Below are 23850 nucleotides of genomic sequence, written 5' to 3'. Positions count from 1 at the left end.
AAACGATGTCGCGACTTACAAACATTCTTATGGGCATTATCGGCACCGGTCTGATGATGGTTTTTGTTCTTGGCCTTGCACACAGCATTTCAACTGGCTTTGCCGGGTTTTGGGGCGGTTTGCCTTTCCTGTGTATTGCGGTCTTTGTAATTGCCTTGGCGCTTTATAATTTCTGGGAAGACGCCGTCAAAAAGGACTGAACGCATGAGTGACAGACCAGTCCTATGGCTGCCGCGCCGCGTGTCCGACGCAACCATAGCGCGTGCGCGAAAGGATTATGACGTGATCCTGAACGAAGCCGATACTCCGGGCACGTCAGAAGAGATCATTGAGATGAGTTCCAAGGTGGACGCAATAATGCCCTGCCATTCGGAACACTTCTCAGCAGAGGTCGTGTCAAAGCTTGACCCGCGTTTGAAAATTGTCGCGAACCATTCTGTTGGTGTGGACCATTGCGACCTGCCGGCCTTGGCAGCAAGGGGGATCGTGGTGACAAACACACCAGATGTCCTTTCTGACGCTACGGCGGAACTTGCAATGTTGCTCATGCTTGGTGCGGCGCGACACGCTGTCCGAGGCGATCGCCTTATGCGTACAGGTGCTTGGGACAGTTGGAGCCCATCTTTCATGGTCGGCAAGCAACTCACGGGTGCGCGTCTGGGCATCGTCGGGATGGGGCGCGTGGGTCGGGCATTTGCAACAAAAGCGCGCGGGTTTGATATGGAAGTTCACTATTTCAACCGCACCCGCCTGTCACCTGATAAGGAACAGGGGGCAATTTATCACGAAAGCGTCGATACTCTTTTGCCAGTGGCCGACTTTTTATCGCTTCACTGTCCTGCGACGCCCGAAACTCTGGACCTTATGAATGCCGAACGGTTGGCTGCGCTGCCTGACGATGCAATACTCGTCAACTCAGCTCGTGGCGCTCTTGTTGATGAAGACGCGCTGCTGCAAGCCATTGAAAGTGGAAAGCTGGCTGCCGCAGGGCTTGATTGCTTTAAGACAGAACCGGGCGGAAATCCAAAGTTCGCAGCGCACGAAAACATCTTCATGTTGCCGCATATAGGTAGCGCCACGACTAAAACCCGGGACGCCATGGGCTTTCGCGCATTGGACAACTTAGACGCATTCTTTGCTGGAAAAACACCGCGAGACCTTTTGTAGATAAGAAACGGTAATGGCAAAAATTGCTTTTCTCGGCCTGGGTGTGATGGGCGAGCCAATGGTGGGTTAAGCTGCGGTTCACCCCGGTATTGCGCGGCGATATTTCTCAATTGGCGAAACACCGCGCCACTAGGCGGGTTTTCGCGCCTGGATCAGCCACGGGTTGGAGAGAGGTTGAGCAGACCCTACATGTCCAGAAACAAGCATCTAAGACATACGCGTGAACGTAAGGAAACCGACATGAAGAAGACAGCAGTAGTATGCCTGCTTGGTGGCACGTTGCTCTTGGCAGCATGTGGAGCCCCGACAACACCAACTCAGGCTCAAGCACAAAACGACGCCCGATGTGCCGCTGGGATTTTGGGGGGTGCAGCCTTGGGTGGCGTCTTAGGCAATCAGGTTGGTTCGGGCACAGGCCAGACCCTTGCAACGGCGGCTGGTGCCGGACTTGGAATGTATGCAGGCCAGTCGGCTTGTAACTGACGAAAAGGCACAGAAAGTGGGGTGCTGGTCTTACCTTTGCCTTATCGTGCGCTGAAACACTGCGTCGGAGTGTCGAAAAAAAGTCGCTCCGGATTGCTGCCCGCATCGTGCCTTAAGGTAAACTAGAAAATGACAAATCCAATAATCAAGCCAACGTCTTCTGACGACATTCCGGATCTCAAAGCCGTGCTGGACAATACAAGACTTTTCCCAAGCGAGATGCTTCCGGATATGCTGGCACCTACATTGTCAGGGGAAACAGAAGCTCTCTGGCTTACGTGCCACTCAGACGACGAAGCCGTCGGCTTGTGCTACATCGTTCCGGAAGACCTTGCTGACGGAACCTGGAATATGCTCGCGCTCGCGGTGCGCCCAGACTTGCAAGGCAAACGTCTGGGCGCGGCCTTGGTCAAGGCCGCGGAACAGTATTTGAAAGACAAAGGGCAACGTATCTTAATCGTAGACACATCTGGCACTGACAACTTTGCACTCGCGTGCAAGTTCTATGCTCAGAATGGCTATGAGGAAGAAGCGCGCATCCGCGATTTCTGGGCGGAGGGCGATGACAAGATTATCTTCCGAAAGGCCCTGTGACGCAATAGGCCCTCTGCCGCTGATATGGCAGAGGGTACCACAAGAAAGCTAGCAGCTTACGCGCCGTGCAACTTCTTCATGGTCACAGCTTGATGGATAGCACTGCTCCGAATGTGGCCAGTGATCTTAAAGTTGTTTGGCGCCCATTGAAGTCATCGGAACCTAACGCCTGGGGGCGGCCTAATCGGTTGGCTTATTCAATCCGTCAAATCGTGGGTCTGGTGCCGTAGTTTGCCCAGTCACTGCTGGCATCGGCTGCAACTGCACAGCCTGGCGAGTGTATTTTAACACTTTGATCCGATGTGGTCGAAACGCTTGAAGGGTGGATTCCATTAGGTCGAGTTCTCAGGTAATACGTATGGATGGATATCGTCGTCATTACGACCATCATCACTTCTCTTTTTGTTGTAATCGGGGTGGCGGAACCACTGGCCGCGCGATTGCGCTTGCCCTACAGCGTTATCCTCGCTGTTCTTGGGATAGTGATTGGGCTTGGCGCGGCATTCTTTCTTAAAACCGACCTGACGGATGCGCTGAACCCGGGCGCGCAAGCGATTATTGACCTGCCGATCCGGTCTAACGTCTTTCTCTATGTTTTCCTGCCAACATTGCTCTTTCAGGCGACGCTTGGCATGAACCTGCGCAGGATGCTGGACGATTGGATGCCCATCCTGATGATGGCGGTTGTCGCGGTGATCGTGGCGACACTTTCCATTGGCTATGCGCTGAGTTGGGTAAGTACGCTGCCACTGGCCGCCTGTCTGTTGATCGGTGCAATTGTGTCGACAACTGACCCTTCGGCGGTTGTCAGCATTTTTCGATCAATCTCCGCGCCGCGCAGGCTGTCGCGAATTATCGAAGGCGAAAGCCTCCTTAACGATGCCGCTGCCATTGCTCTTTTCGGACTATTCATGAGCTTTGTCATGCTCGGAAGGCCCGACCCATTGCTAAGTGAAGCTGTAGGGCAATTTCCGCTGCTAATCGCAGGAGGTGCTTTCACCGGTTGGCTCATGGCGCGCATGGCTGTTTGGGTGATGGCGTTCGTCGACCGCTGGGATATGGCACAAATTTCTATTTCCGTTGCACTGCCTTATCTCGCGTATATCGTTGCGGAACAAAGCATCGGGGCTTCTGGCGTTATCGCCGTGGTGGCCGCAGGTCTTACGCTTAACCTTACGGGTCCCGGTCGTTTGTCACCGGCCGGTTGGACAAATCTTCAAGAAGTATGGGACCTGCTGGCACATTGGGCGGGCGCGCTGATCTTTATTCTTGCGGCATTGCTGATTCCGAGACTGTTGGAAGGGGTGCAGCCGTCTGACTTCGGCCTGTTGGCCGTGGTGGTTCTTGCTGCAGTATTTGCACGGGCGGCGGTGCTGTTCGGCTTGTTGCCATTGCTCACGACAATCGGTCTGTCGCCAGCTGTTGATCGCCCCTATCGCACCGCGATGCTGTGGGGTGGATTGCGGGGTGCCGTGACACTGGCGCTGGCGCTGGCAGTCACCGAAAGCACGCATATCCCGCTGGAGACCAAGCGACTGGTCGGCATCCTGGCCACTGGCTTTACGCTGTTTACACTGATTGTGCAGGGAACAACCTTGCGCGCAGTGATCACAAAACTGGGGCTCGATAGGCTCTCTCCGCTTGATACGGCACTGTCACGCCAAGTGGTCGCCGTCGCCTTGCAATCGGTGCGCGAGGACGTGTCCCGCATTGCAGAAAACTACGACTTGACCCACGATATCGTCAGAAACGAAGCCAAACAGTTCAGTGAACGCCTCGACGAGGCCGTAAACGCTGCTGAAGACAGCGCGCAGATTCTTGATCGTGATCGGATCACACTTGGCCTTATTGCGCTGGCTGGGGCAGAGCGGGATTCCGTGTTGGCCCGGATGCGAGAGCGCACCATGTCATCTGTGCTGAGTGAGAAGATTCTGTCCGACGCGGATCGCCTCATTGAAGGCGCACGGACCGGAGGGCGGCTCGGCTATCAGCGCGCGTCAAACCGGTCCGTCGTTTACGGCAGGTCTTTCCGGATCGCCGTTTTTTTGCACAACCGGCTTCGAATCTCGTTTCCACTCACGCGTATTACAACGGATCGGTTTGAAAGACTGCTCATGCAACGCCTGATCCTGCGGGACCTTGATGGGTTCGTCCGTGGGCGCATACGTCGAATCCACGGCCGCCGGGTTGCGGAATTGCTTGACGACCTGTTGGCGCGTCGATCCGAGGCGGTTGAGGCAGCGCTTGACGGATTGCGGCTCCAATATCCAGGCTACGCCGAAAAGCTGGAACGGCGGTTCATCCGGCGAACGGCGCTGCGGCTGGAAGAGCGTGAATACGCGGTCATGCGCGAGGACGGCCTTGTGGGTGAAGAGCTCTATTCGGTGTTGATGCAGGAAGTGGCGGCGCGACGTGCTTTGTCTGAAGGGCGTCCGGTACTGGACATTGCCCTTAAAGGACGGGATCTGGTCCGGCAGTTTCCACTATTTTCTGATCTCGACAAAGCGTCACTGAGGAAACTCAGCAGAGCATTGCGAACCCGATATGCCAACGCGGGTGACACGATCATATCCAAAGACGAATTCGCGGGGAGTGTATTCTTTATCGCTTCTGGGGCAGTCGAAGTGGAACTCGGCAGACATACTACGCGGTTAGGTCGTGGTGAAATGTTTGGGCAATTGGCCATGCTGTTGAAAAGGCCCCGTCGCGTAAACGTGCGGGCATTGGCCCCCTCGACACTGCTCATGCTCGACGAAGCGCGTTTCCGGCGATTGCTCTGGCGCAGTGAGGCAATGCGGAATTCTGTCAAGATAAGCGCAAACAAACGCATGATCGACCCCGCAGTGTTGGATCTGGATGAGCCCGTAGAATCTTCTGAACAAGAGCACAATTCCTGATAGTCCATCAATGAAAAGAGATTGCGACCCATTCTAGCCGCTTGTAGCAAGTTATTTTTTGCTGGGTTGCGGACGGTAAAACTAGCTATTCGCCGCGTGCGTAAAAAAAGGCTGCACGGACACAAACTGCGCGACTGCCGTTAAAAAATCTGCACAAATACCTAACGAAAACAAAAAGCTTCAGCTTCGGCCATTTCATGCGGATATCTGAGGTTCAACTGACAGATTTTTCAGCAATTAGCTTCAATGCATCACTCACATCGGTCGTATGCTCACCTCCTGTGATCCTCTCTAAAACGGCACTTAGATCAAAGGCGGCAATCTGCGCTTGTTCAAAACGATTGCATTGCTTGATGTAATCTACCGAGACGCGTAGCTCGAGCATTCCTGCCTTTTGCCGCCTCGCAGATTTCAAAGCCTCACGAAACTCTTGTTCGGCCACTTCATTCTCGCACCGCGCAAGCGCATAGACCCGATCCGTCTCAGATTGGGCCCATCCCTCATTGGTTTGAGTTTGGTATTCACGCGCCTGAGTCAAAAAGCTCAAGGCACCTTCCCGATCACCGGTTTTGAGTGCGAGTTCGGCAATCAGAGTAAGAAAGAACGGCTTATAGTTTCCCGCCCCGCTTGCCCACCAAGCTTCTGAAGCTTTCAGTAACGAAAGGATCGTTTCCCGGTTTGGCGAAAGATACGCATTCACCCAGCATCGCCAGAGGGTCGCAGTCAAGGACATGAACGTGAATGAGTGTTTGACTGAAAGCGCCTCAAGCTTTTCAACAGCCCCGAGTACGTTATCAGGTTCACGTCTCAGGAGGTAAAGCATGCACAGATAGGTCAGCGACTGCGCAATGCTGTGGGCATGCTCAAGTTCTTCTGCGCCCGCCACCGCTTGCGTCTGAACTTCAAGAGCGTTGTCTGGATCCCCGCGCATCCACATGGCCAAACTTAAAAAGCACGAAGTGATGGCCGCATGGTCCGACCCGTAAATGTACGCAAGGTGGCCATCACGTTTCCGGCTGTAGAGTTCTAACGCCTTGTTCAAATGCTCGTATGCTGAACCCAATTCCCCGATATGAAACAACACGGCGCCCATGGCGCGATGTGCCACCATTTGGTGCTGCGTCTCGCGTGTTGTAGTCGCCAATTCCAGCAATTGCGTGGCAACGTTCTTGGCCAAATCATACTCGGCGCGCACCAAATGAAAGGAATACAAACCGTTCAGAACCGGGAACAGATGATCGGTTTCTTCAACGCGTTCGCACAGGTCGCGAATCCTTGCGTAGACCGAGCCGGTCTCATCCGCTGCAATCCCAGCGGTTGATCGTAGAACGCCTGCTTTCAGAACCTGAATCTCAATTTCCTTGCGGTCTCGCTCAGTGCTTTGTTCCAGTTCACTCAACTGTTCGATCGCCAAGGAAAGCTGCGTGTTCGCCTCTGTATTCGCGGATCGTTGGACAGCACGCTGACCGGCAAGATACCGGTAATTGACGGCCTCCTTACGCATGCCAGCCATAGTGTAATGATGGGCCAGCACTTCTGGGCTGGCATCACCCGTGTGCGTCGAAGTGTCATCAAGTTGTTGCGCTACGCGAGAGTGCAGAACGCGACGTTCCCGCTTTAATAGGCTGTTGTAGGCAGTGTCACGAATGAGGGCATGACAGTAGCTGAAGGTTTCAAAATCTTCAGAGCGAGAAACGGTAACGATGCCTGCCTCTAGCAATAGTTCCAGATTCGCACGCAGCGCTTCATCGCCAATACCGGCCACTTTAGAGATCAAAGGATAGCTGAATTGCGGCCCGATTACGGCCCCTATCTGGGCCACCTCCTTGGCAGAACTCAAACGATCAAGGCGCGCCATAAGTGCATCATGTAACGTGCTGGGCACCGAGTTGGCCGGAGAGGCCCCACCCATCGTGTAAGTGTCTCGGCCTTTGGTTAGAATACCAGATTCAAGGAGATCTTTGGTCACTTCCTCTATGTATAGCGGCACTCCGTCAGATCTCGCCGCGACCGCGTCGTACATCTCGTCCGAGATCACCTCTCCTTTGGCGACTTCGTCCACAATGCTCTTCACCTCTTGAAAATCCAACTGCTTCAAAACAACTTTCGTGAGGTTCGATTGCAGCGTCCAGCCCGGGTCGTACTCGGGCCTGAATGTCATGACGACCAGAACCGGAAGGTCGCGAATTCGGTCCACTATTCGGTCCAAAAGCAGCTTGGTCGTTGGATCAATCCAATGCGCATCTTCAAACAAGAATAGAACCGGCCGCTCCCTTGCTTCAGACGTGAGATTGCCTAGCAGCAGGTCTAATGACTGATCCATGAGCTGCTGAGGCGTCAGGTTCAGGGGGCCCAATTGATCCTCGAATGGGATGGACAGAAGGGACGCGGCCAGCTTCAATGCATCGTTGGAATGATCGTCCAGAACAGCGCGGACTTTTTCAAGCTTTGCCTCGTTCGAGTCTTCGGAACGGAGCTTGGCGACATTCTCAAGTTGTCGAATGACAGGATAGAACGCAGTCGCAAAATGGTAGGGAGAACACTGATATCGCATCTGGATGCCCGGCAGATCCGAAGAATTTTGCCTGAATTCTTCCACCAGCCGCGACTTGCCAATTCCAGGCTCGCCCGACACCAACACAACCTGTCCCTGACCACCGCTGGCAAGCGTCCATTTGTCATTGAGGGTCTCTAATTCTGCGGAGCGACCCACCAACGGCTTAAGCAACACATCATCTATTGCCAAAAAACGGCTGACGGTTTGCCGCTCACCCGTCACCTGCCAAGCTTCGACCTCTTTAGCAAAACCCTTGAGCTTGAACGCGCCTCGCAGAACGTATTCGAAGGTATCACCGGCCAACTGATGCGTGCTGGGGGCGACGATCATCGTACCTGGATCCGCCATTGCCTGAAGGCGCGCGGCCAGGTTCGGCGTCTCACCCATCGCCGTCCCGTCCTCAAACATGTTTTCGCCACGCAGATCACCGACGACAACTAATCCGGTCGCAACCCCGATACGGACGTTAAGTTTCGCGTGGGTGCGAATTTTCGGCATTTCATTCATAATGCGCAGGCCCGCCCGAATTGCCCGCTCTGGATCATCTTCATGCGCGTGGGGAAATCCAAAAAAGACCATAATCCCATCGCCGTAATAGCTGGCAATATGGCCATCAAACGCAGCAACCGACGCAGCACATGTTTCTTTGAAAAGTCGAAGAACATCGGCCAGATCTTCCGGATCGACGCGTTGTGAAATTTCCGTTGATCCGACCAAATCGATGAACATGACGGTAAGCTGTCGCCGTTCCGCGATGATCTCGGGGCCAGTACCGGTGTTGTGTGGGTCTAGGCCTGGCTCTGCATCGAAGCGAACAGCCTTCATGAAACGCCGCCTTGGTCCGAGGGGGAGGCCGATTGTCACAAGGTCATCGTCTGTTAGCTCAGAAAGATCACCATGTTCGATTTCGTGTTCTGCAAAGGCAGCAGCATACTTGGACAAACCATGTTTTATTAGCCAAGACGCTATATCGGACATCTACATTTTTGCTTGCCGTTTCAGCAGAACTATCGCCTGCGCCCTACCAGCATGCTTCCCCTTGTTGGTTTGACCCGTCGTGCAAACGGTGTTTTCTGATCATGTTCTACTCAATGAAGAACTCTGATTCAAAGTAGGTCAAGGATTTCATTGGCGTATTGGACGTTAAGCCGTGTACGGCAACGATCAACTTAGATTGGCGGCCTTGGCAAAATCAACATCGCTTGATGCCATAGAACCCGATCTGTGCCCACACGACAGCGACAGATCTTTTCCGGTTCATGTTTCCCATGGTGGGGCTGCGCCAATCTCTGCGATCAGAAAGTCCATGAACACCCGCACTTTGGGGGATAGCACGTTGGACTTGGGATAGATCAACCACAAGACATTGTCCTCTGCGGCTTCAAAGTTCGGCAAAACCTGTGTCAGCCGGCCTGACTTCAGTTGCTCATGCACACTCCATAAAGCGTTCAAGGAAATACCGGCCCCTGCCAGCGTGGCGCAGACCTGGCTTTGGCCGTCGTCGATAATCAATTGACCTTTGGCAGATGCGGGGTCGAATACAGCACGTTCGCCTGCCGGGCCTGTCAGCGGGCGCGGTTGACGGTTTTGGAAGGCGATCAGATGGTGGTTTGCCAGTTCGGCGGGCGTATTGGGGGTTCCGTGCGTTTCAAGATAGTGCGGCGCGGCGCACAGGATGCGCCGGTCATCGGCCAATTTGCGGCCTTTCAAGCTGGTGTCCACAAGCGGCGCGTTCCTAAGTGCAAGGTCAAAGCTGCCTTCGATCAGGTCGAACTGAACATCAGAAAGGCGCAAGTCCAATGTGAGGTCAGGGTGCTGTTGAAGAAACGTCGGTAGGATCGGCGCGATGTAGAGTTGGGCAAAGCTGCTTGGCGCAGCAAAGCGCAATGTGCCTCGGATCGTTGTCGTCTGCTTGCCCAGGGCCGCAAGCGCGGCATCTTCCTGCGCGATGATCTCGCGGGCGAAAGGCAGGAAATCGGCCCCTTCGACAGACAGCGACACTTTGCGGGTCGTTCGGTGCAATAGTTCAGAGCGCAGGCTCTGTTCCAACTTGGCAAGCTTTGCGCTGGAGACAGCTGGGGCCATGCCCAACGTGCGCCCCGCAGCACTGATGTTGAGCATTTCTGCCGCCCTTACAAACAGTCGGAGCGCATCTGTATCAAGGCTCATTATATCCAAAACCCGAATTATAAATCCTGATATTGGCGGTTTATCTGCAATTTGATCGACATTAAATCCCTTTTGTAGACGCAAAAGGGCCTAGGCAGGAGGCGCAGATGACACGGACAGCCACAGTCAACTACCATGTTCACAAGCCCTATCGGCAAGCTTTTGAACTTGATTCAGGTGGGGTTGCGGGCAACCTGATTTCCCCAGAACTGGCTCCAACGACTGTTGCGCTGGCGGATACCCGCACGAAGGCAACGTCAGTCACATTTGCATCTGATGCCGCAGAATTCACATTGCTGAAATCGCAGGTCCGGGATTTTACCGGGGACTCCTGGAAACAGACATATGATGCGGAACTGACCGGGATGCTTCTGGACAGGCTGAGTGCGCAAGAGGTTGTGATTTTTGATCACACCGTTCGGGTCGACGATCCCGGTGCCACGCGCAAGCCCGCGCGCAACGTCCACAGTGACTACAGCAAGGACGGGGCTGAGCAGCGCCTTGTCGATCTGCTGGGGGCCGAGACCGCAGCTGAATGGGCGCAAGGTCACTTTGCCTTTGTCAATGTGTGGCGTCCTGTTGAACATCCGATTAATTCCGCCCCGCTGGGCTTTGTTCGCCCGTCTTCAGTTGACCCGTCTGACTGGATTCTGCTGGACCTGATCTATCCCGACCGCAAAGGGCAAATCATGGGGTTGGTGGGAAACTCTGACCATGAATGGGTCTATCTTTCCAAGATGACGCCGGACGAGGTTGCGTTTTTCAACATCTACGACAGTCAAGGGCTACCGTCGGTGGCACATAGCGCGCTTGATATGATCGAGGATCCAAACGTCACCACCATTCGCAAGAGCATCGAGAGCCGCACCTTGGTGCGCTATTAAAGGGGTCCCGAGATGTTGGATAAAATGCAGCCTAACGAGTTTGCCCAGATCAATGTGGCCTACAACCGGGTGTTTCGTCCGGGCCGGCTGAGTGTCGGCCTTGTGTTGCCGCTTGAATCCTACGCGGTCGGCGCAGAGCCGACGATGCAGGGCCACTTAGAGGCCGCGCGGAGGGCAGAGGACCTTGGGTTTGCAGCACTTTGGCTGCGCGACGTGCCTTTCAATGTTCCAAGTTTTGGTGATGCCGGACAGGTTTTCGATCCCTTTGTCTATTTGGGTGCGCTGGCAACGGTGACAGACCGGATTGCGTTAGGAACGTCGAGTGTGATCCTGCCTCTGCGTCACCCAGCCCATGTGGCCAAGGCGGCGGCGACCGCGGACGTGCTATCGGGTGGTCGGTTGCTCTTGGGTGTTGCTTCTGGTGACCGGCCCGAGGAGTACCCGGCGATGAGCAAGGGCTTTGACGATCGGGGGGCACGATTCCGCGATAGTGTTGAGTACATCCGCGCGGTCGGATTGGGCTATCCCACGCATGAAAGCGGGCAGGGCACACTGTCTGGCGACATTGATCTGTTGCCAAAGCCGCATGGCACGCGTTTGCCGTTGCTTATCACTGGTGGCAGCCAGCAAACCTCCGATTGGGTGGCACAGAACGGGGACGGTTGGATGACCTATCCACGCAACGCCGCAGCCCAAGGGCGGGTCATCGCGGAATACCGAACGCGCACGAAGGCGGCAGGGCAACCGGACAAGCCGGTTATGCAATCGCTTTATGTCGATGTCGTTGCCGATCCCGCTGCATCTCCGCGCCCGATCCACCTTGGGTTTCAGTCCGGAACTGATTTCCTGTGCAACTATCTGCGCGAGATTGAAACCCTTGGCGTCAATCACGTCGCGCTGAACCTCAGGTTCAATCAAGCACCCATCGACACAACACTTGAACGTCTGGCGGACGTTGTGCTGCCAGACTTTTCCTAAAGGATAAAACTGATGACCAAGACTGTTCTTATCACCGGTTCAACTGACGGCATTGGCTTGCTGACAGCAAAGAAACTGGCCGCTGACGGGCACCAAGTGCTTTTGCACGGGCGCAGCGCATCCAAATTGGAGAGCGCCGCCGCCGAAGTCGGTAGCAATGTCGAAACCTATACCGCTGATCTAAGCGATCTGTCCGGGGTTCGAAAACTAGCCGAATCCATACGCGCCAAACATGACCAACTGGATGTGTTGATCAATAACGCGGGTGTGTTGAAAGCCCCGCAAACGGTGCTTGAGAATGGGCAGGACATCCGCTTTGTCGTGAACACGCTTGCACCCTATCTGCTGACCGAATTGTTGTTGCCGATCATTCCCTCCGACGGGCGCGTTGTGAACTTGTCATCGGCGGCGCAGGCCCCGGTAAACGTCAAGGCCATGCAGGGCAATGTGCCGCTGACAGATATGGAGGCCTATGCCCAAAGCAAGCTGGCTATCACGATCTGGAGCAGGGAATGGGCCAAATTACAACCCGATGGGCCGGTGATGGTGGCAGTGAATCCCGGATCGCTTTTGGCCTCGAAGATGGTGAAAGAGGGCTTTGGCGTTTCTGGGAACGATATGAGCATTGGCGCTGATATACTGATGGATGCGGCCCTGGGCGGGCGGTTTGCTGACGCGTCAGGTGCCTATTTTGACAATGACAGTGGGGCCTTCGCTGATCCACATGCCGCAGCGCTCGACAAAGATCACGCGGCCAACGTCATGAACACAATCAAGGGCTTGATTAGCCAGACAGGCTGATCCGGGCGGCGCGGTAGCCTCAAACACACATCCACCTTTACCTCCTATCACCCCTCACGCGCGCCGCGTCGAGGCCCAAGAAAGGACTGCCTTATGAAATACGAAAACTTCCAAACTTTTGAGGTTGCCGTTAGAAAAGGTATCGCCACGGTGACATTCAATTTCGGTTCCGTGAACGTGCAAGGCCAGGAAATGTTGGCCGACCTCAACAGCCTGGCCATGCGGCTAGAGCGCGACCGCGACACCAAAGTAGTGATCTTCCAATCCGCCAACCCAGAAATCTGGGTTTGCCACTACGACACCGATCTTCTCAAAGACATGTCGACCGAGGCGGTATCCCGCGAGGATGCACAGCTGTTGGACCTGCAATCGGTTTGCGAACGGATTAGCAAGGTGCCGCAGGCCACTATTGCTAAGCTGGAGGGGTTCGCACGCGGTGGCGGGCACGAATTGGCACTGGCGCTCGACATGCGTTTTGCCGCGCGGGGAAAGTACAAGTTCATGCAGATGGAGGTCGGTATGGGCATCCTGCCCTGCGGCGGTGGCGCGTCGCGGATGGCACGCCAAACCGGCCTTGGCAAAGCGCTTGAGATCATCCTGAGCGCGCAGGATTATGACGCGGATGATGCAGAGCGTCTGGGCACGATCAACAAGGCTTTGGAGCCGGATGAGATTGGCCCATATGTGACCGCGCTGGCCGAACGGATCGCGCAATTTCCGGCAGAGTCGATCAACGCCTGCAAGCAGATGGTCTATGAATCCATCGACAAACCCATTCATGAGGCACTGAAGGCCGAAGCCTATTGGCTTTATCAGGCCACCAGCAAAACCCCGGCTGTCAAACGGTTTGCCATCGCGGATGAACAAGGTTTGGAACACGACATCGAAAATCAGCGTAAGTGGGGCGACCTGGTTATGCAGGTGCAAGATATCAACTGAACCCCCATCAAAATAACTATGTCCAGGCGCCCGATATCTCGATGCGCGCCCCAGCGTGGTGCTAGAAAAGGAATTTCCCAATGAAAGCAATGGTTCTGAATACCTATGGACCCGACGCACAGTTTGAGCCCGCAGAAATGCCAGACCCGGTTGCGGCACCCGGACATGTGGTGGTCCAGGTGGCGGCCACCAGCGTCAACACAGTCGACACGATGATCCGAAGCATGGGGGCAGAACTGCCCCTGTCCCCCGCGCTGCCTGCCGTACTTGGCATGGATTTTGCAGGCACAGTCGTTGCATTGGGCGACGGAGTGACAAACTTCGCCCTAGGTGATGAGGTGTACGGCTGCGCCGGTGGTCTGATGGACATTCCTGGCACTCTGGCCGAGTACATGAACGCAGACGCCCGCCTGATTGCACACAAACCCAAATCGCTGAGTATGCGGGAAGCCGCAGCGCTGCCCCTCGTCGGTATCACCGCCTACGAAGGGTTGACCCGTGCTGGTGTAGGCGATGGGCAGACCGTGCTGGTACAGGGCGGCGCCGGAGGCGTTGGCCATGTCGCAGTGCAAATTGCCCGTCACCTTGGTGCAACCGTGTCCGCAACAGGTCGCGGCGCGGATCAGATGGCTCTGATTGAGGGGTTGAGTGCGCGTCCTTTGGATTTCACAACGCAAAAGGTTGAAGACTACGTGGCTGCGCACACTGATGGCGTGGGCTTTGATGTGGTGTTCGACAGCGTTGGTGGGCCGAACATGACAAACTCGTTCGCAGCGGCCAAGCTCAACGGCCATGTCGCCTCAACCGTTGCGATGGTCGAGATTGATTTGACGCCCGCGCATTTCAAAGGTCTGTCCCTGCACGTCGTCTTCATGCTGATCCCGATGATGCATGATGTCGGGCGGCAAACCCATGGTGACATCCTCAAGACATTAGCGAATCTGGCGGATGCAGGGGGGCTCAAACCTATTGTTGACGAACACAAGTTTGGGTGGGCCGATGTCGGCGCAGCCTATGCGCACCTGACGAGCGGAGCTGCGGTCGGGAAAGTGGTTGTAGAGTTGTAATCCGCACCTGTTGAGTTTGGTGCGCACAGGATGATCGTGCGCACCAATCTTAGGTAGCTTCCGGACAAGCGTGAAAAACACGATTGTCCTTTTGACCCCTTCAATCGATGTCCAACATCGGCTTTGTGTGCCGACAACTTACCATCTTTGCTGGCGATCTAACGCGCTTGCGAAATCCTTAGACCTCCGCCTTTCACAAGGAGGTCCACAATTGCGTCGACCCCTTTTCTGCGACGAAGGGACGAGAACAAAAACGGCCGTCCTTTGCGCATTCTTTGCGCATCACGTTCCATAACTTCTAACGAAGCACCAACATGCGGCGCCAAGTCGGTTTTGTTGATGACCAGAATGTCCGATTTCGTAATCGCCGGCCCGCCTTTGCGTGGAATTTCCTCTCCGGCGGCGACGTCAATCACATAAATTGTTAGGTCTGCGAGTTCCGGACTGAACGTAGCCGATAAATTGTCCCCGCCGCTTTCGATCAGAACCACATCAAGATCGGGATGGCGGTCTTGCATTTCGGCGACCGCAGCCAAATTAATCGAGGCGTCTTCGCGGATCGCTGTGTGTGGGCACCCACCGGTTTCCACGCCAATGATCCTGTCTTGCGGCAGGATCTGCATGCGCATCAGCGCTTCGGCATCCTCCTGCGTGTAAATGTCATTGGTGATAACGCCCACTGAGCAGACATCGCGCAGGGCTTCGGATAACGCTGCGGTCAAAGTGGTCTTTCCGGCGCCCACCGGACCACCGATGCCAACGCGCAGGGGGCCGTTCATACTGCTCATGTTCGGAACATCCTTGAATACTGTGTTTCGTGTTTCATCGACGCGATGTCTGTCAGGAACGCGGTCGAGTTCAAATCATCCAGGCTGGCCTTTTGCGCCGTTTCGGCAATACGGGCGCATAGCGGTGTCAATTCTCGGATCACTTTCTGAGACGCGGTCTGGCCCAACGGCACAAGGCGTGTTGCGCAAGAGGCTAGGTTGCTTGCAAAGGCTTGCAGAAACATCTTTGTCGTCAGCAAAAGGGGAAGGCCTTGCAAACGCGCGGCCTGGCCTAGTGAGACGGGATAGGAGTACTTTCGAAGGTCTAAATCCCAGACATTTCCAGTCACCGTCCCGAATGCCTGTCCTAGGAACTCGGTTTCCATTTTTCTTTCGGAGGACGCGCAAAAGGCCCGTGCAGTAACGTCGATGCCGATAAGTTCATCTTTATCCGGCGCGTTGTATGCCGAAACAACGAACAGAGCGTCGTTCCAACCAGAACCATGTTCCAGCACATCTGAAATCCAGGCTTGGGTGCATCGTGAATCGGTGACGGTCCCTTCGTCAATTGCGGTCTCTAGCCCGTGAGAATAGGCAAAGCACCCTACAGGGTAAGCGGGCGACAACCATTGCGTCAGCGTCAGGATGTCGGCGTCAGTGGGCGTGGCCATGAGTCCTGCCATGGCCATAGGCCCCGCCTTCGGGGGTGAACGGTTCATGCACTTCCCGCACCGAAGCCCCGATTTTCAAAAGCATGTCTTGGATGACGTGATCGACTTGGATCAGCAGATGATCCTTTTCGATCTGACAAGGCGTGTGGCGGTTGCCGATATGCCAAGCGACGCGCGTCAGATCCGGGGCGGTTATTTCCAGCAACGCTTCGGGTGCAGCTTGTATTTCTACTTCGCGGCCATCATCCAGAACCAAAGCGCCGCCGTGGTTCAACGACGTCGTTTGCGCCAGATCGACAAGAATCTGTTCGCCACTTTCGCAGGTCAGAACCTTGCGGCGCAAAAAACGGTCATCATAGGTCAGTGACAGGGCGTCCGCAGGCTCGCCGTGTAAATGATCAGAATATTGCCGTGCTGTACAAAGGAGGATGGTCATGCCAACGCCCCCTCTGTGGAACGGGCAGCTGTTACCAGATAGAACCCGCGAAAACGTGTTGTACGATACGGTCGCGGGACAGGCCGCGTTTGCGCAGTTCTTCGTCGCTCAGCGATTGCAGGAACTGGATTTGATCGGTGCGCGATCGTGCTTCGGCCAATCGAGCAAGAGCCGAATAGATCGACGAACCAATCGTCGAGAACAGACCGAATACGGAAAAACCGGAATGCGGTTGATTTTCTGTGTGTGCCATTGGGACCCTCGTATGCTTGCGAGACGTTGGTCCTCCCTTGCGTGATAGTATCCGTCATATTGCACTCGCTTAGTAGTGGGCAATTGGTCATGCCCGGGATGCGCTTGCTGCAATGCAGCGAAATTTTTAATCAGAACATGAAGTATCGCTGTGCCATCGGTAGAACTTCGGCTGGCTGACAGGTTAGCAATTCACCATCCGCACGGACCTCGTAGGTTTCCGGGTCGACATCGATCTGGGGTGTTGCATTGTTCAGCAACAGATCGCGTTTGCCGATATTCCGCGTGTTGTGCACGGCGACAGTTTGCTTCGCCAAGCCCAGTGAATCACCAATCCCGTCGGTCTGTGCGGCCTCAGAGACAAATGTGATCGCCGAATGCTCGACCGAGCGGCCATAGGCCCCGAACATCGGACGGCTATAGACAGGCTGCGGTGTCGGGATTGAGGCATTGGGATCGCCCATCTGCGCGCAGGCAATCGTGCCGCCCAGCAAAACCATTTCGGGTTTCACGCCGAAAAACGCCGGGTTCCACAGCACCAGATCAGCGCGTTTGCCTTCTTCGATACTGCCGATCTGATGGCTGAGCCCATGGGCGATAGCCGGGTTGATGGTGTATTTCGCGATGTACCGGCGGACGCGCAGGTTGTCGTTGTCCCCGGTTTCCTCGGGCAGCCGGCCCCGTTGTTTCTTCATCTTATCAGCCGTTTGCCATGTACGGATCAGCACCTCGCCCACACGGCCCATGGCCTGACTGTCGGAGGCGATGATGCTGAACGCGCCCATGTCGTGCAGGATATCTTCTGCGGCAATGGTCTCGCGCCGGATGCGGCTTTCGGCAAAGGCCACGTCCTCGGGGATCGATTTGTCGAGGTGATGGCAGACCATCAGCATATCCAGATGCTCTTCGACCGTATTCACGGTGAACGGTCGCGTCGGGTTGGTCGAGGACGGCAGAACATGGTTCTCACCGCAGATTTTGATGATATCTGGGGCGTGACCACCACCTGCGCCTTCGGTGTGGAAGGCGTGGATGGTGCGACCTTTCATGGCAGCCACGGTATTCTCGACAAATCCGGATTCGTTCAGCGTATCGGTGTGGATCATCACCTGAACATCCATCGCATCGGCCACTGACAGGCAGCAGTCGATGGCGGCAGGGGTCGTTCCCCAATCCTCGTGCAGTTTCAGCGCGCAGGCCCCGGCCTTGACCTGTTCCTCCAGCGCCGAGGGTAGTGAGGCATTGCCTTTGCCCGCAAAGGCAAGGTTCATCGGAAAGGCATCCGCAGCTTGCAACATCCGACCGATATGCCAAGGGCCGGGGGTGCAAGTGGTCGCCAAAGTACCATGTGCCGGGCCGGTACCACCGCCAAGCATTGTCGTTAGGCCGGAATGCAAGGCGTCTTCGATCTGTTGCGGGCAGATAAAGTGGATATGGCTGTCGAACCCGCCCGCCGTCAGGATGCGGCCCTCGCCTGCAATTGCCTCGGTTCCTGGGCCAATGATAATGTCCACGCCAGGCTGCGTATCCGGGTTTCCGGCTTTGCCGATCTTGGCGATACGCCCGTCCTTCAGCCCTACATCCGCTTTGTAAATTCCGGAATGATCTACAATCAGTGCGTTGGTGATGACCGTGTCAACGACCCCCTCGGCGCGTGTGGCCTGAGATTGGCCCATCCCGTCGCGAATGACTTTGCCACCGCCGAACTTGACCTCTTCTCCATACACATCTTCGCGGTGTCCGGTTTCGCTGAACCGTGCAGCTGTTGCGCGTTCCACGATCAGATCTTTTTCAACCTCTATGATCAGATCGGTATCCGCCAATCGTACTTTGTCGCCGACCGTTGGGCCGAACATAGAGGCATAATCACCCCGACTGATCTTGCCCGGCATCTTTCAAAGCCCCCATGATGTGCATATTGAAACCGTAGATGTGCCGGCGCCCCTCAAATGGCACCAACATAACTTCGCGAATTTGGCCCGGTTCAAAACGCACAGCGGTGCCTGCGGGGATGTCCAGCCGCATCCCCAAGGCCGCGTAGCGATCAAAATCCAAGGCAGAGTTTGCTTCGGCAAAGTGGTAGTGGCTACCGACCTGAACTGGCCGATCACCAGTATTGGCGACAACAACAAGACGGCTGCTGCGACCGGCGTTGAGCGTCAGTGACCCTTCGGCAGGTATGATCTCACCTGGGATCATTTCGGCAGCTTCAAGATCACGGTGATGGCGATGACGGCGATCAAGGCCAACCCAGCTGCCAACGCGGCGTAATCGCTGCCGTGTGCATGAACATGAGTGTCCGTGTGGGCCATGGCCGGACCAGCCAGAATAAGAGCGGGAAAGAGCATGCGGTTCATTTGTATCTCCTTTGGTAATCAGCGAATGGGGTTGTGGACTGTTACAAGCTTGGTGCCATCCGGGAAGGTGGCTTCGACCTGTACCTCGTGGATCATCTCGGGCACGCCTTCCATGCATTGGCCTCGGGTGATCACTTCGGCCCCGGCTTGCATCATATCGGCGACCGAACGACCATCGCGCGCGCCCTCGACCACGGCATCGGTGATCAGGGCGATAGCCTCGGGGTGGTTCAGCTTGACGCCGCGGACCAACCGTTTTCGGGCGACCTCGGCTGCCATGGCAACCAGCAGTTTGTCTTTTTCACGAGGGGTCAGGTTCATGTCAGAGCATCCAGCATCGGGGTAACGTGTCTTTGTTCAGTCTGCGCAAAAGCGGCATCAACGCGCTCCGAAGGGCAAAGCTGCTTTTGGCCAGAACACGGATAACCAGCAGGTCGTCCCGGATAAGGGTTGCACCGGCGGTTTCGGGCAGCATTTCGCGAACAGGGTCCAACTGACCTGCGGCGGACCTTGAGGCAAAGACGATCAGCGCCATCGCCCCTGCGCCATTTGCGGTATGCGGCTTGGACATATGCGCGTGCCAATCGCCAGAGAACCGGATTGCATCCAGAAACACCGGCACCCCTTCGCGCCGTATCTCGATCCGATCGTTTAGGCGGATATCGGTCAATGTTTCGCCCATGGCCGCGCGCCCAAAGACCAGCGGCTCTACCATCAGCGTCTCGGCATCCGGGCACAGGTCGATCCTGAGGCGTCGGTCCAAAGTGCAGCCATTGAACAGAATGGTTTCTTGCGGCAACCAGTTCAGCCGGGCGCCTGTCTCGACTGTCAGATGGTTGGTGATCTGGCCGCATTCTTCGGGCTGAGCCTTGTAAGCGCGTTCGCAGGCTTGTGTTGTCAATGTCAGCGCCGTGCCTTCCGCTGCCTTGCCGGAAAACCGGAATGTGTCGCCTCCGGTCACGCCACCTGCTGTGTTCAATAGAACGGCATCAAGATCAGGCGTCGTGGTTCTGGGAAACAGGCACTTAAAGGACCCCGACTGGCGAAACTTGTCCAGAACCGTTCTGTCGCCCAATTTCTTGGTGCTCAAACTGACGGTGCCAGCAGCACGCGGCGGCACCGCACTGTGCGTGGGTAATATGGCTGAAACTTGGGTAATAAGGCACCTTTAGCGCGTGGTTTGGTGCCTCTTGTTTCTCTGTTGAAGGGTCAAAACACTAACTTGCAGTGTCGGAAACTGCTTATTTCCACATCGTGCGTCTAATTTTTAGACAGTGACCTTAGTCTTGGATGAAAAATTGGGCGCTTCTGGCTGATTCCGTAAATTGAGTTAGAGGCAAGTTGCCAATCTTGCTGCAATGCAGAAACCGTATAGGTGCCACCGCGGAGATGACCCGGGGGTGTGTGACGGCTGCGCGAATTGGACCTCGAACACAACCGCCACACGTAAACGCAACAACAGTTGCGGGGATCAGGTAGAAGAGAAACGTGCCTTTGCGCAAGCCCTCTCTCCCGGCCCCGCCAGGAGGATTACATGAAACCGCTCAAATCCACGCTCGCCGGATCGGTTGTCTTTGCGGCCATAGCTACTGCTGCATTGTCGGCCGAAGATACGATCAAGGTCGGAGTGCTGCATTCGCTTTCGGGCACGATGGCAATCTCGGAAACGACGCTGAAAGACACCATGCTCATGCTGATCGATCAGCAAAACGCCAAGGGCGGTCTGTTGGGTAAACAGCTTGAAGCGGTCGTCGTGGACCCCGCATCGGACTGGCCCTTGTTCGCGGAAAAAGCGCGTGAGTTGCTGACTGTTCACGAGGTGGATGTGATCTTTGGCAACTGGACATCGGTCAGTCGCAAGTCGGTTCTGCCGGTGATCGAAGAACTCAACGGTCTTTTGTTTTACCCGGTTCAGTACGAGGGAGAAGAAAGCTCGAAAAACGTGTTCTACACCGGTGCCGCGCCAAACCAACAGGCAATCCCTGCGACCGACTATTTCCTGGATGAACTGGGAGTCGAGAAATTTGCGTTGCTTGGCACCGACTATGTCTATCCCAGAACCACGAACAATATTTTGGAAAGCTATCTGAAGCAGAAGGGGATCGCGGATGACGATATCTTCGTCAATTACACGCCCTTCGGCCATTCCGACTGGTCCAAGATCGTGGCTGACGTGATTGCGCTGGGCGCAGATGGCAAGAAGGTTGGCGTGATCTCGACCATCAATGGTGATGCAAATATCGGCTTTTACAAGGAACTGGCCGCGTCCGGCGTATCGGCGGATGACATCCCGGTTGTGGCCTTCTCGGTCGGGGAAGAGGAATTGTCGGGTCTCGATACCGCCAACCTTGTCGGCCATCTAGCGGCTTGGAACTACTTTCAGTCGGCCGACACCGATGAGAACGCCGAATTCGTTGACACCTGGAAATCCACCATGGGTGACGGGCGCGTGACGAACGATCCGATGGAGGCGCATTACATCGGCTTTAACATGTGGGTGAACGCCGCGACCGCAGCCGGTTCAACCGAAGTCGACGCTGTGCGCGCCGCGATGTACGGGCAGGAATTCCCGAACTTGACCGGTGGTACTGCTGTCATGCTGCCGAACCACCACCTCGCCAAGCCGGTTCTGATTGGCGAGATTCAGGAAGACGGCCAGTTCGACATCATTAGCGAGACAGATGTTGTGCCAGGCGACGCCTGGACCGATTACCTGCCGGAATCGGCGGTCCTGAAATCGGATTGGAAAGATCTTGGTTGCGGTATGTACAACACCGAAACCAAGACGTGCGTTCAGACCCTGTCGAACTACTAATCTGCAAGCAAGGCGGGTGTAATCGCCCGCCTTGCCGCCAAGACACACGGGTTTCACCACATGTTTCGACTATTCCTTGCGAGCCTCGCAATTCTGTTTGCCTGCCTGCCCGCCAACGCGCAAGAGGCTGGCCTGGAGCCGATCTTGCAAAGCCATCAGGAGATCATCGCCAAAAGCTCGCGCAAGACGATCAAACCGGCGATTGATGCGATTACGGCCAGTGGGTTACCACAAGCGCAGGTGATGCTTGAAACATGGGCCGCCAAGGACATGTGGATGCGCAAATCCGATGGTTTGTTCTTTGCGGGAAAAAGGGTTGAAGGGCGGTCATACGAGCTGACCGATTTCGACACAGGCGAGGTAATCGGCACCTACGAGAAATCCGATCTGAAACAATTGAAACCCAACAGCGGCGTCCGCGCCATGATCGGGACCGCTTTGGTGCAGTACCAACTGACCGATCAGGATCGAAAAAGACGCCTGGCCGCTCTGCAATCTATTCAACGTGACCCCGAAGGCGCTCTGCTTGAACCTTTGCGCGCCTCGATCGAGGATGAAACGGATGCAGATTTGAAGGCGCAGAAACAGCGGCTCGAACGATTGCTGACCATTGGGTACGACGCAGACACCACGGCTCGCGTGGCTGCGGTTGAGGAAATGTCAAACGACTTGGGTGTCGACGTGCGCGCGGCGCTGAACCCTTTGGTGGTGACCACACGAATGGTCGCGCCGAATCTGCCGACGGATGAGAATATCGCTGTCGTTCTGGAACCCGGATCAGAGGCCTTGTCGCGGGACGAAGCATATGACTTGCTGGTCGCCAGTAACCTTGCGACTCCGCGTGTGTCTCAGGACGACATCCGCACGGCTTTGTCAGCGAATATCGACCGAGGCCGCGTCGGTGGCGTCCCGGTTGCACAATTGAACAACGAACCCGCTCGCACTCAAGCATATGCCGCCTTGGCTGAAACGGGGGCGGTTTCCGCGTTGGTAACAGAGGCGGATATCGATGACGCGCTGGGCAAACATGTCTTCTTTGAAACCTATCGCGAGGCCTCGCCTGCGGTAACTGCCGCTGCCGAGAAGGCTTTGGATCATATTGAATTCAAGGTCGGGTTGAACCAGACACTCGACCTGTTGCTGGACGCGATCTCACTGGCATCAATCTATTTTCTGGCGGCCATCGGTTTGGCCATCACTTTTGGGGTGATGGGCGTGATCAATATGGCCCATGGCGAATTCATCATGATGGGTGCCTATACGGGCTATGTCGTTCAGCAATTCATCCCCGACCACACGCTGTCGATTATCGTAGCGATCCCGATGGCCTTTGCCGTCACCTTCGCCATGGGTGTCGCGATGGAGCGGTTGGTGATCCGCTGGCTCTATGCCCGCCCGCTCGAGACGCTTCTTGCGACATTCGGCATCTCAATTGCCCTGCAACAACTGGCCAAGAACATTTTTGGCACGCAGGCCCGTCCACTGACAGCGCCGGGTTGGCTGGATGGGGCGTGGGTGCTGAATGATGTGGTTTCGATCAGCTATATCCGCATCGCGATCTTCGTGCTGGCTCTGATCTTTCTGGGGCTGTTCCTGTACATCATGAAACGCACACGGCTGGGTCTTGAGATGCGCGCGGTTACGCAGAACCCACGCATGGCTGGATCAATGGGGATCAATCCCGGGCGGGTGAATATGCTGACCTTTGGCTTGGGTTCCGGCATCGCCGGGATTGCAGGGGTCGCCATTGGCCTTTTTGCCAAGGTCACGTCGGATCTGGGCAGCGACTATATTGTTCAAAGCTTCATGACCGTGGTCGTAGGCGGCGTTGGCAACATCTGGGGGGCACTGGCCGGGGCGGGGATGATCGGCTTCCTGCAAAAAGGGATCGAGTGGATGAACCCCTCGAACACCCTTGCGGCACAAACCTACATGATCGTCTTCATCATTGTTTTCATCCAGTTCCGACCAAGGGGCATCATCGCCCTCAAAGGTCGCGCGGCGGGGTATTGAGAC

The 23850-nt window shown here is 55.7% G+C and carries 23 protein-coding genes; 12 read left to right on the top strand and 11 right to left on the bottom strand.

The window, feature by feature from the left end; all coding sequences use genetic code 11:
- Nucleotides 1–5: 5 nt before the first annotated feature.
- The 5 genes from ACR0B0_RS15625 (at nt 6) to ACR0B0_RS15605 (ending at nt 5141) form a co-directional block, all read left to right on the top strand.
- Entirely contained in the window at nt 6–200 is a 195-nt protein-coding gene (locus tag ACR0B0_RS15625; RefSeq protein ID WP_170350800.1) for a hypothetical protein, read from the top strand.
- A 4-nt stretch (nt 201–204) separates the two neighbouring features.
- Nucleotides 205–1167 carry a 2-hydroxyacid dehydrogenase gene (locus tag ACR0B0_RS15620; protein WP_170378120.1) on the top strand — a complete coding sequence of 321 codons (963 nt, stop codon included), beginning with the start codon at nt 205–207 and terminating at the stop codon, nt 1165–1167.
- 240 nt (nt 1168–1407) lie between these two features.
- Nucleotides 1408–1650 carry a glycine zipper 2TM domain-containing protein gene (locus tag ACR0B0_RS15615; protein ID WP_170350802.1) on the top strand — a complete coding sequence of 81 codons (243 nt, stop codon included), beginning with the start codon at nt 1408–1410 and terminating at the stop codon, nt 1648–1650.
- Between the two features lie 129 nt (nt 1651–1779).
- Nucleotides 1780–2244 (top strand): GNAT family N-acetyltransferase, encoded by a 465-nt coding sequence (locus ACR0B0_RS15610; RefSeq protein WP_480648605.1) that lies wholly within the window; start codon nt 1780–1782, stop codon nt 2242–2244.
- A gap of 362 nt (nt 2245–2606) precedes the next feature.
- The gene (locus tag ACR0B0_RS15605; protein ID WP_480648603.1) at nt 2607–5141 is read left to right on the top strand and encodes a cation:proton antiporter; all 2535 of its coding nucleotides are present in this window, start codon (nt 2607–2609) and stop codon (nt 5139–5141) included.
- Nucleotides 5142–5355: 214 nt separating this feature from the next.
- Here ACR0B0_RS15605 and ACR0B0_RS15600 read toward each other — a convergent pair whose 3' ends face one another.
- Both ACR0B0_RS15600 and ACR0B0_RS15595 read right to left on the bottom strand, forming a co-directional pair.
- Nucleotides 5356–8676, bottom strand: coding sequence for an ATP-binding protein (locus ACR0B0_RS15600; protein ID WP_480648601.1), 3321 nt, complete (start codon nt 8674–8676; stop codon nt 5356–5358).
- Between the two features lie 279 nt (nt 8677–8955).
- Nucleotides 8956–9867 carry a LysR family transcriptional regulator gene (locus tag ACR0B0_RS15595; protein WP_170350806.1) on the bottom strand — a complete coding sequence of 304 codons (912 nt, stop codon included), beginning with the start codon at nt 9865–9867 and terminating at the stop codon, nt 8956–8958.
- A gap of 107 nt (nt 9868–9974) precedes the next feature.
- Here ACR0B0_RS15595 and ACR0B0_RS15590 point away from each other — a divergent pair, with 107 nt between their 5' ends.
- From ACR0B0_RS15590 to ACR0B0_RS15570, 5 genes are all read left to right on the top strand, one after another.
- On the top strand, nt 9975–10751 hold the full coding sequence (locus ACR0B0_RS15590) for a CmcJ/NvfI family oxidoreductase (RefSeq protein ID WP_480648599.1): 777 nt from the start codon (nt 9975–9977) through the stop codon (nt 10749–10751).
- 12 nt (nt 10752–10763) lie between these two features.
- Nucleotides 10764–11729, top strand: coding sequence for an LLM class oxidoreductase (locus tag ACR0B0_RS15585; protein WP_480648597.1), 966 nt, complete (start codon nt 10764–10766; stop codon nt 11727–11729).
- Between the two features lie 12 nt (nt 11730–11741).
- The gene (locus tag ACR0B0_RS15580) at nt 11742–12530 is read left to right on the top strand and encodes an SDR family NAD(P)-dependent oxidoreductase (RefSeq protein ID WP_480648596.1); all 789 of its coding nucleotides are present in this window, start codon (nt 11742–11744) and stop codon (nt 12528–12530) included.
- Nucleotides 12531–12623: 93 nt separating this feature from the next.
- Entirely contained in the window at nt 12624–13469 is an 846-nt protein-coding gene (locus ACR0B0_RS15575) for an enoyl-CoA hydratase/isomerase family protein (RefSeq protein WP_480648594.1), read from the top strand.
- A gap of 80 nt (nt 13470–13549) precedes the next feature.
- A complete protein-coding gene (locus tag ACR0B0_RS15570) occupies nt 13550–14536 on the top strand; it encodes a zinc-dependent alcohol dehydrogenase family protein (protein ID WP_170350811.1) in 987 nt (328 codons plus the stop codon).
- A gap of 158 nt (nt 14537–14694) precedes the next feature.
- On the opposite strand, the gene ureG is transcribed toward ACR0B0_RS15570, so the two are convergent.
- The 9 genes from ureG to ACR0B0_RS15525 form a co-directional block, all read right to left on the bottom strand.
- On the bottom strand, nt 14695–15324 hold the full coding sequence (ureG, locus tag ACR0B0_RS15565) for an urease accessory protein UreG (RefSeq protein ID WP_170350812.1): 630 nt from the start codon (nt 15322–15324) through the stop codon (nt 14695–14697).
- On the bottom strand, nt 15321–15986 hold the full coding sequence (locus tag ACR0B0_RS15560; RefSeq protein WP_480648592.1) for an urease accessory protein UreF: 666 nt from the start codon (nt 15984–15986) through the stop codon (nt 15321–15323). Before ACR0B0_RS15560 ends, ureG begins: the two co-directional genes overlap by 4 nt.
- Nucleotides 15958–16410, bottom strand: coding sequence for an urease accessory protein UreE (locus ACR0B0_RS15555; protein WP_170350814.1), 453 nt, complete (start codon nt 16408–16410; stop codon nt 15958–15960). The genes ACR0B0_RS15560 and ACR0B0_RS15555 overlap by 29 nt, the downstream gene beginning before the upstream one ends.
- A gap of 31 nt (nt 16411–16441) precedes the next feature.
- Nucleotides 16442–16663: a DUF1127 domain-containing protein gene (locus ACR0B0_RS15550; protein WP_170350815.1), complete on the bottom strand. Its 222-nt coding sequence runs from the start codon at nt 16661–16663 to the stop codon at nt 16442–16444.
- Nucleotides 16664–16793: 130 nt separating this feature from the next.
- Nucleotides 16794–18554: an urease subunit alpha gene (ureC, locus tag ACR0B0_RS15545; protein ID WP_480648590.1), complete on the bottom strand. Its 1761-nt coding sequence runs from the start codon at nt 18552–18554 to the stop codon at nt 16794–16796.
- A complete protein-coding gene (locus tag ACR0B0_RS15540) occupies nt 18529–18861 on the bottom strand; it encodes an urease subunit beta (RefSeq protein ID WP_170350817.1) in 333 nt (110 codons plus the stop codon). Before ACR0B0_RS15540 ends, ureC begins: the two co-directional genes overlap by 26 nt.
- Nucleotides 18858–19019 carry a hypothetical protein gene (locus ACR0B0_RS15535; RefSeq protein WP_170350818.1) on the bottom strand — a complete coding sequence of 54 codons (162 nt, stop codon included), beginning with the start codon at nt 19017–19019 and terminating at the stop codon, nt 18858–18860. Before ACR0B0_RS15535 ends, ACR0B0_RS15540 begins: the two co-directional genes overlap by 4 nt.
- A gap of 18 nt (nt 19020–19037) precedes the next feature.
- A complete protein-coding gene (locus ACR0B0_RS15530) occupies nt 19038–19340 on the bottom strand; it encodes an urease subunit gamma (RefSeq protein ID WP_480648588.1) in 303 nt (100 codons plus the stop codon).
- A gap of 1 nt (nt 19341) precedes the next feature.
- Entirely contained in the window at nt 19342–20109 is a 768-nt protein-coding gene (locus ACR0B0_RS15525) for an urease accessory protein UreD (RefSeq protein ID WP_480648586.1), read from the bottom strand.
- Nucleotides 20110–20553: 444 nt separating this feature from the next.
- Between ACR0B0_RS15525 and urtA the strand changes: the two genes are divergently transcribed.
- Complete coding sequence (urtA, locus tag ACR0B0_RS15520) at nt 20554–21834, top strand: urea ABC transporter substrate-binding protein (protein WP_170350821.1); 1281 nt, start codon at nt 20554–20556, stop codon at nt 21832–21834.
- A gap of 60 nt (nt 21835–21894) precedes the next feature.
- Entirely contained in the window at nt 21895–23847 is a 1953-nt protein-coding gene (gene urtB, locus ACR0B0_RS15515) for an urea ABC transporter permease subunit UrtB (RefSeq protein WP_480648584.1), read from the top strand.
- Nucleotides 23848–23850 lie beyond the last annotated feature (3 nt).

The organism is Ruegeria sp. BA12 (assembly GCF_056539625.1).
Note: the sequence above shows the minus strand (reverse complement) of the source record. Positions and strands in the feature narration are given on the sequence as shown.

Bases quoted from the DNA above. Each gene is read 5' to 3' on its own strand.
- ACR0B0_RS15625 (WP_170350800.1), top strand. From the start codon at position 6: ATGTCGCGACTTACAAACATTCTTATGGGCATTATCGGCACCGGTCTG.
- ACR0B0_RS15620 (WP_170378120.1), top strand. From the start codon at position 205: ATGAGTGACAGACCAGTCCTATGGCTGCCGCGCCGCGTGTCCGACGCA.
- ACR0B0_RS15615 (WP_170350802.1), top strand. From the start codon at position 1,408: ATGAAGAAGACAGCAGTAGTATGCCTGCTTGGTGGCACGTTGCTCTTG.
- ACR0B0_RS15610 (WP_480648605.1), top strand. From the start codon at position 1,780: ATGACAAATCCAATAATCAAGCCAACGTCTTCTGACGACATTCCGGAT.
- ACR0B0_RS15605 (WP_480648603.1), top strand. From the start codon at position 2,607: ATGGATATCGTCGTCATTACGACCATCATCACTTCTCTTTTTGTTGTA.
- ACR0B0_RS15600 (WP_480648601.1), bottom strand. From the start codon at position 8,676: ATGTCCGATATAGCGTCTTGGCTAATAAAACATGGTTTGTCCAAGTAT.
- ACR0B0_RS15595 (WP_170350806.1), bottom strand. From the start codon at position 9,867: ATGAGCCTTGATACAGATGCGCTCCGACTGTTTGTAAGGGCGGCAGAA.
- ACR0B0_RS15590 (WP_480648599.1), top strand. From the start codon at position 9,975: ATGACACGGACAGCCACAGTCAACTACCATGTTCACAAGCCCTATCGG.
- ACR0B0_RS15585 (WP_480648597.1), top strand. From the start codon at position 10,764: ATGTTGGATAAAATGCAGCCTAACGAGTTTGCCCAGATCAATGTGGCC.
- ACR0B0_RS15580 (WP_480648596.1), top strand. From the start codon at position 11,742: ATGACCAAGACTGTTCTTATCACCGGTTCAACTGACGGCATTGGCTTG.
- ACR0B0_RS15575 (WP_480648594.1), top strand. From the start codon at position 12,624: ATGAAATACGAAAACTTCCAAACTTTTGAGGTTGCCGTTAGAAAAGGT.
- ACR0B0_RS15570 (WP_170350811.1), top strand. From the start codon at position 13,550: ATGAAAGCAATGGTTCTGAATACCTATGGACCCGACGCACAGTTTGAG.
- ureG (WP_170350812.1), bottom strand. From the start codon at position 15,324: ATGAGCAGTATGAACGGCCCCCTGCGCGTTGGCATCGGTGGTCCGGTG.
- ACR0B0_RS15560 (WP_480648592.1), bottom strand. From the start codon at position 15,986: ATGGCAGGACTCATGGCCACGCCCACTGACGCCGACATCCTGACGCTG.
- ACR0B0_RS15555 (WP_170350814.1), bottom strand. From the start codon at position 16,410: ATGACCATCCTCCTTTGTACAGCACGGCAATATTCTGATCATTTACAC.
- ACR0B0_RS15550 (WP_170350815.1), bottom strand. From the start codon at position 16,663: ATGGCACACACAGAAAATCAACCGCATTCCGGTTTTTCCGTATTCGGT.
- ureC (WP_480648590.1), bottom strand. From the start codon at position 18,554: ATGCCGGGCAAGATCAGTCGGGGTGATTATGCCTCTATGTTCGGCCCA.
- ACR0B0_RS15540 (WP_170350817.1), bottom strand. From the start codon at position 18,861: ATGATCCCAGGTGAGATCATACCTGCCGAAGGGTCACTGACGCTCAAC.
- ACR0B0_RS15535 (WP_170350818.1), bottom strand. From the start codon at position 19,019: ATGAACCGCATGCTCTTTCCCGCTCTTATTCTGGCTGGTCCGGCCATG.
- ACR0B0_RS15530 (WP_480648588.1), bottom strand. From the start codon at position 19,340: ATGAACCTGACCCCTCGTGAAAAAGACAAACTGCTGGTTGCCATGGCA.
- urtA (WP_170350821.1), top strand. From the start codon at position 20,554: ATGAAACCGCTCAAATCCACGCTCGCCGGATCGGTTGTCTTTGCGGCC.
- urtB (WP_480648584.1), top strand. From the start codon at position 21,895: ATGTTTCGACTATTCCTTGCGAGCCTCGCAATTCTGTTTGCCTGCCTG.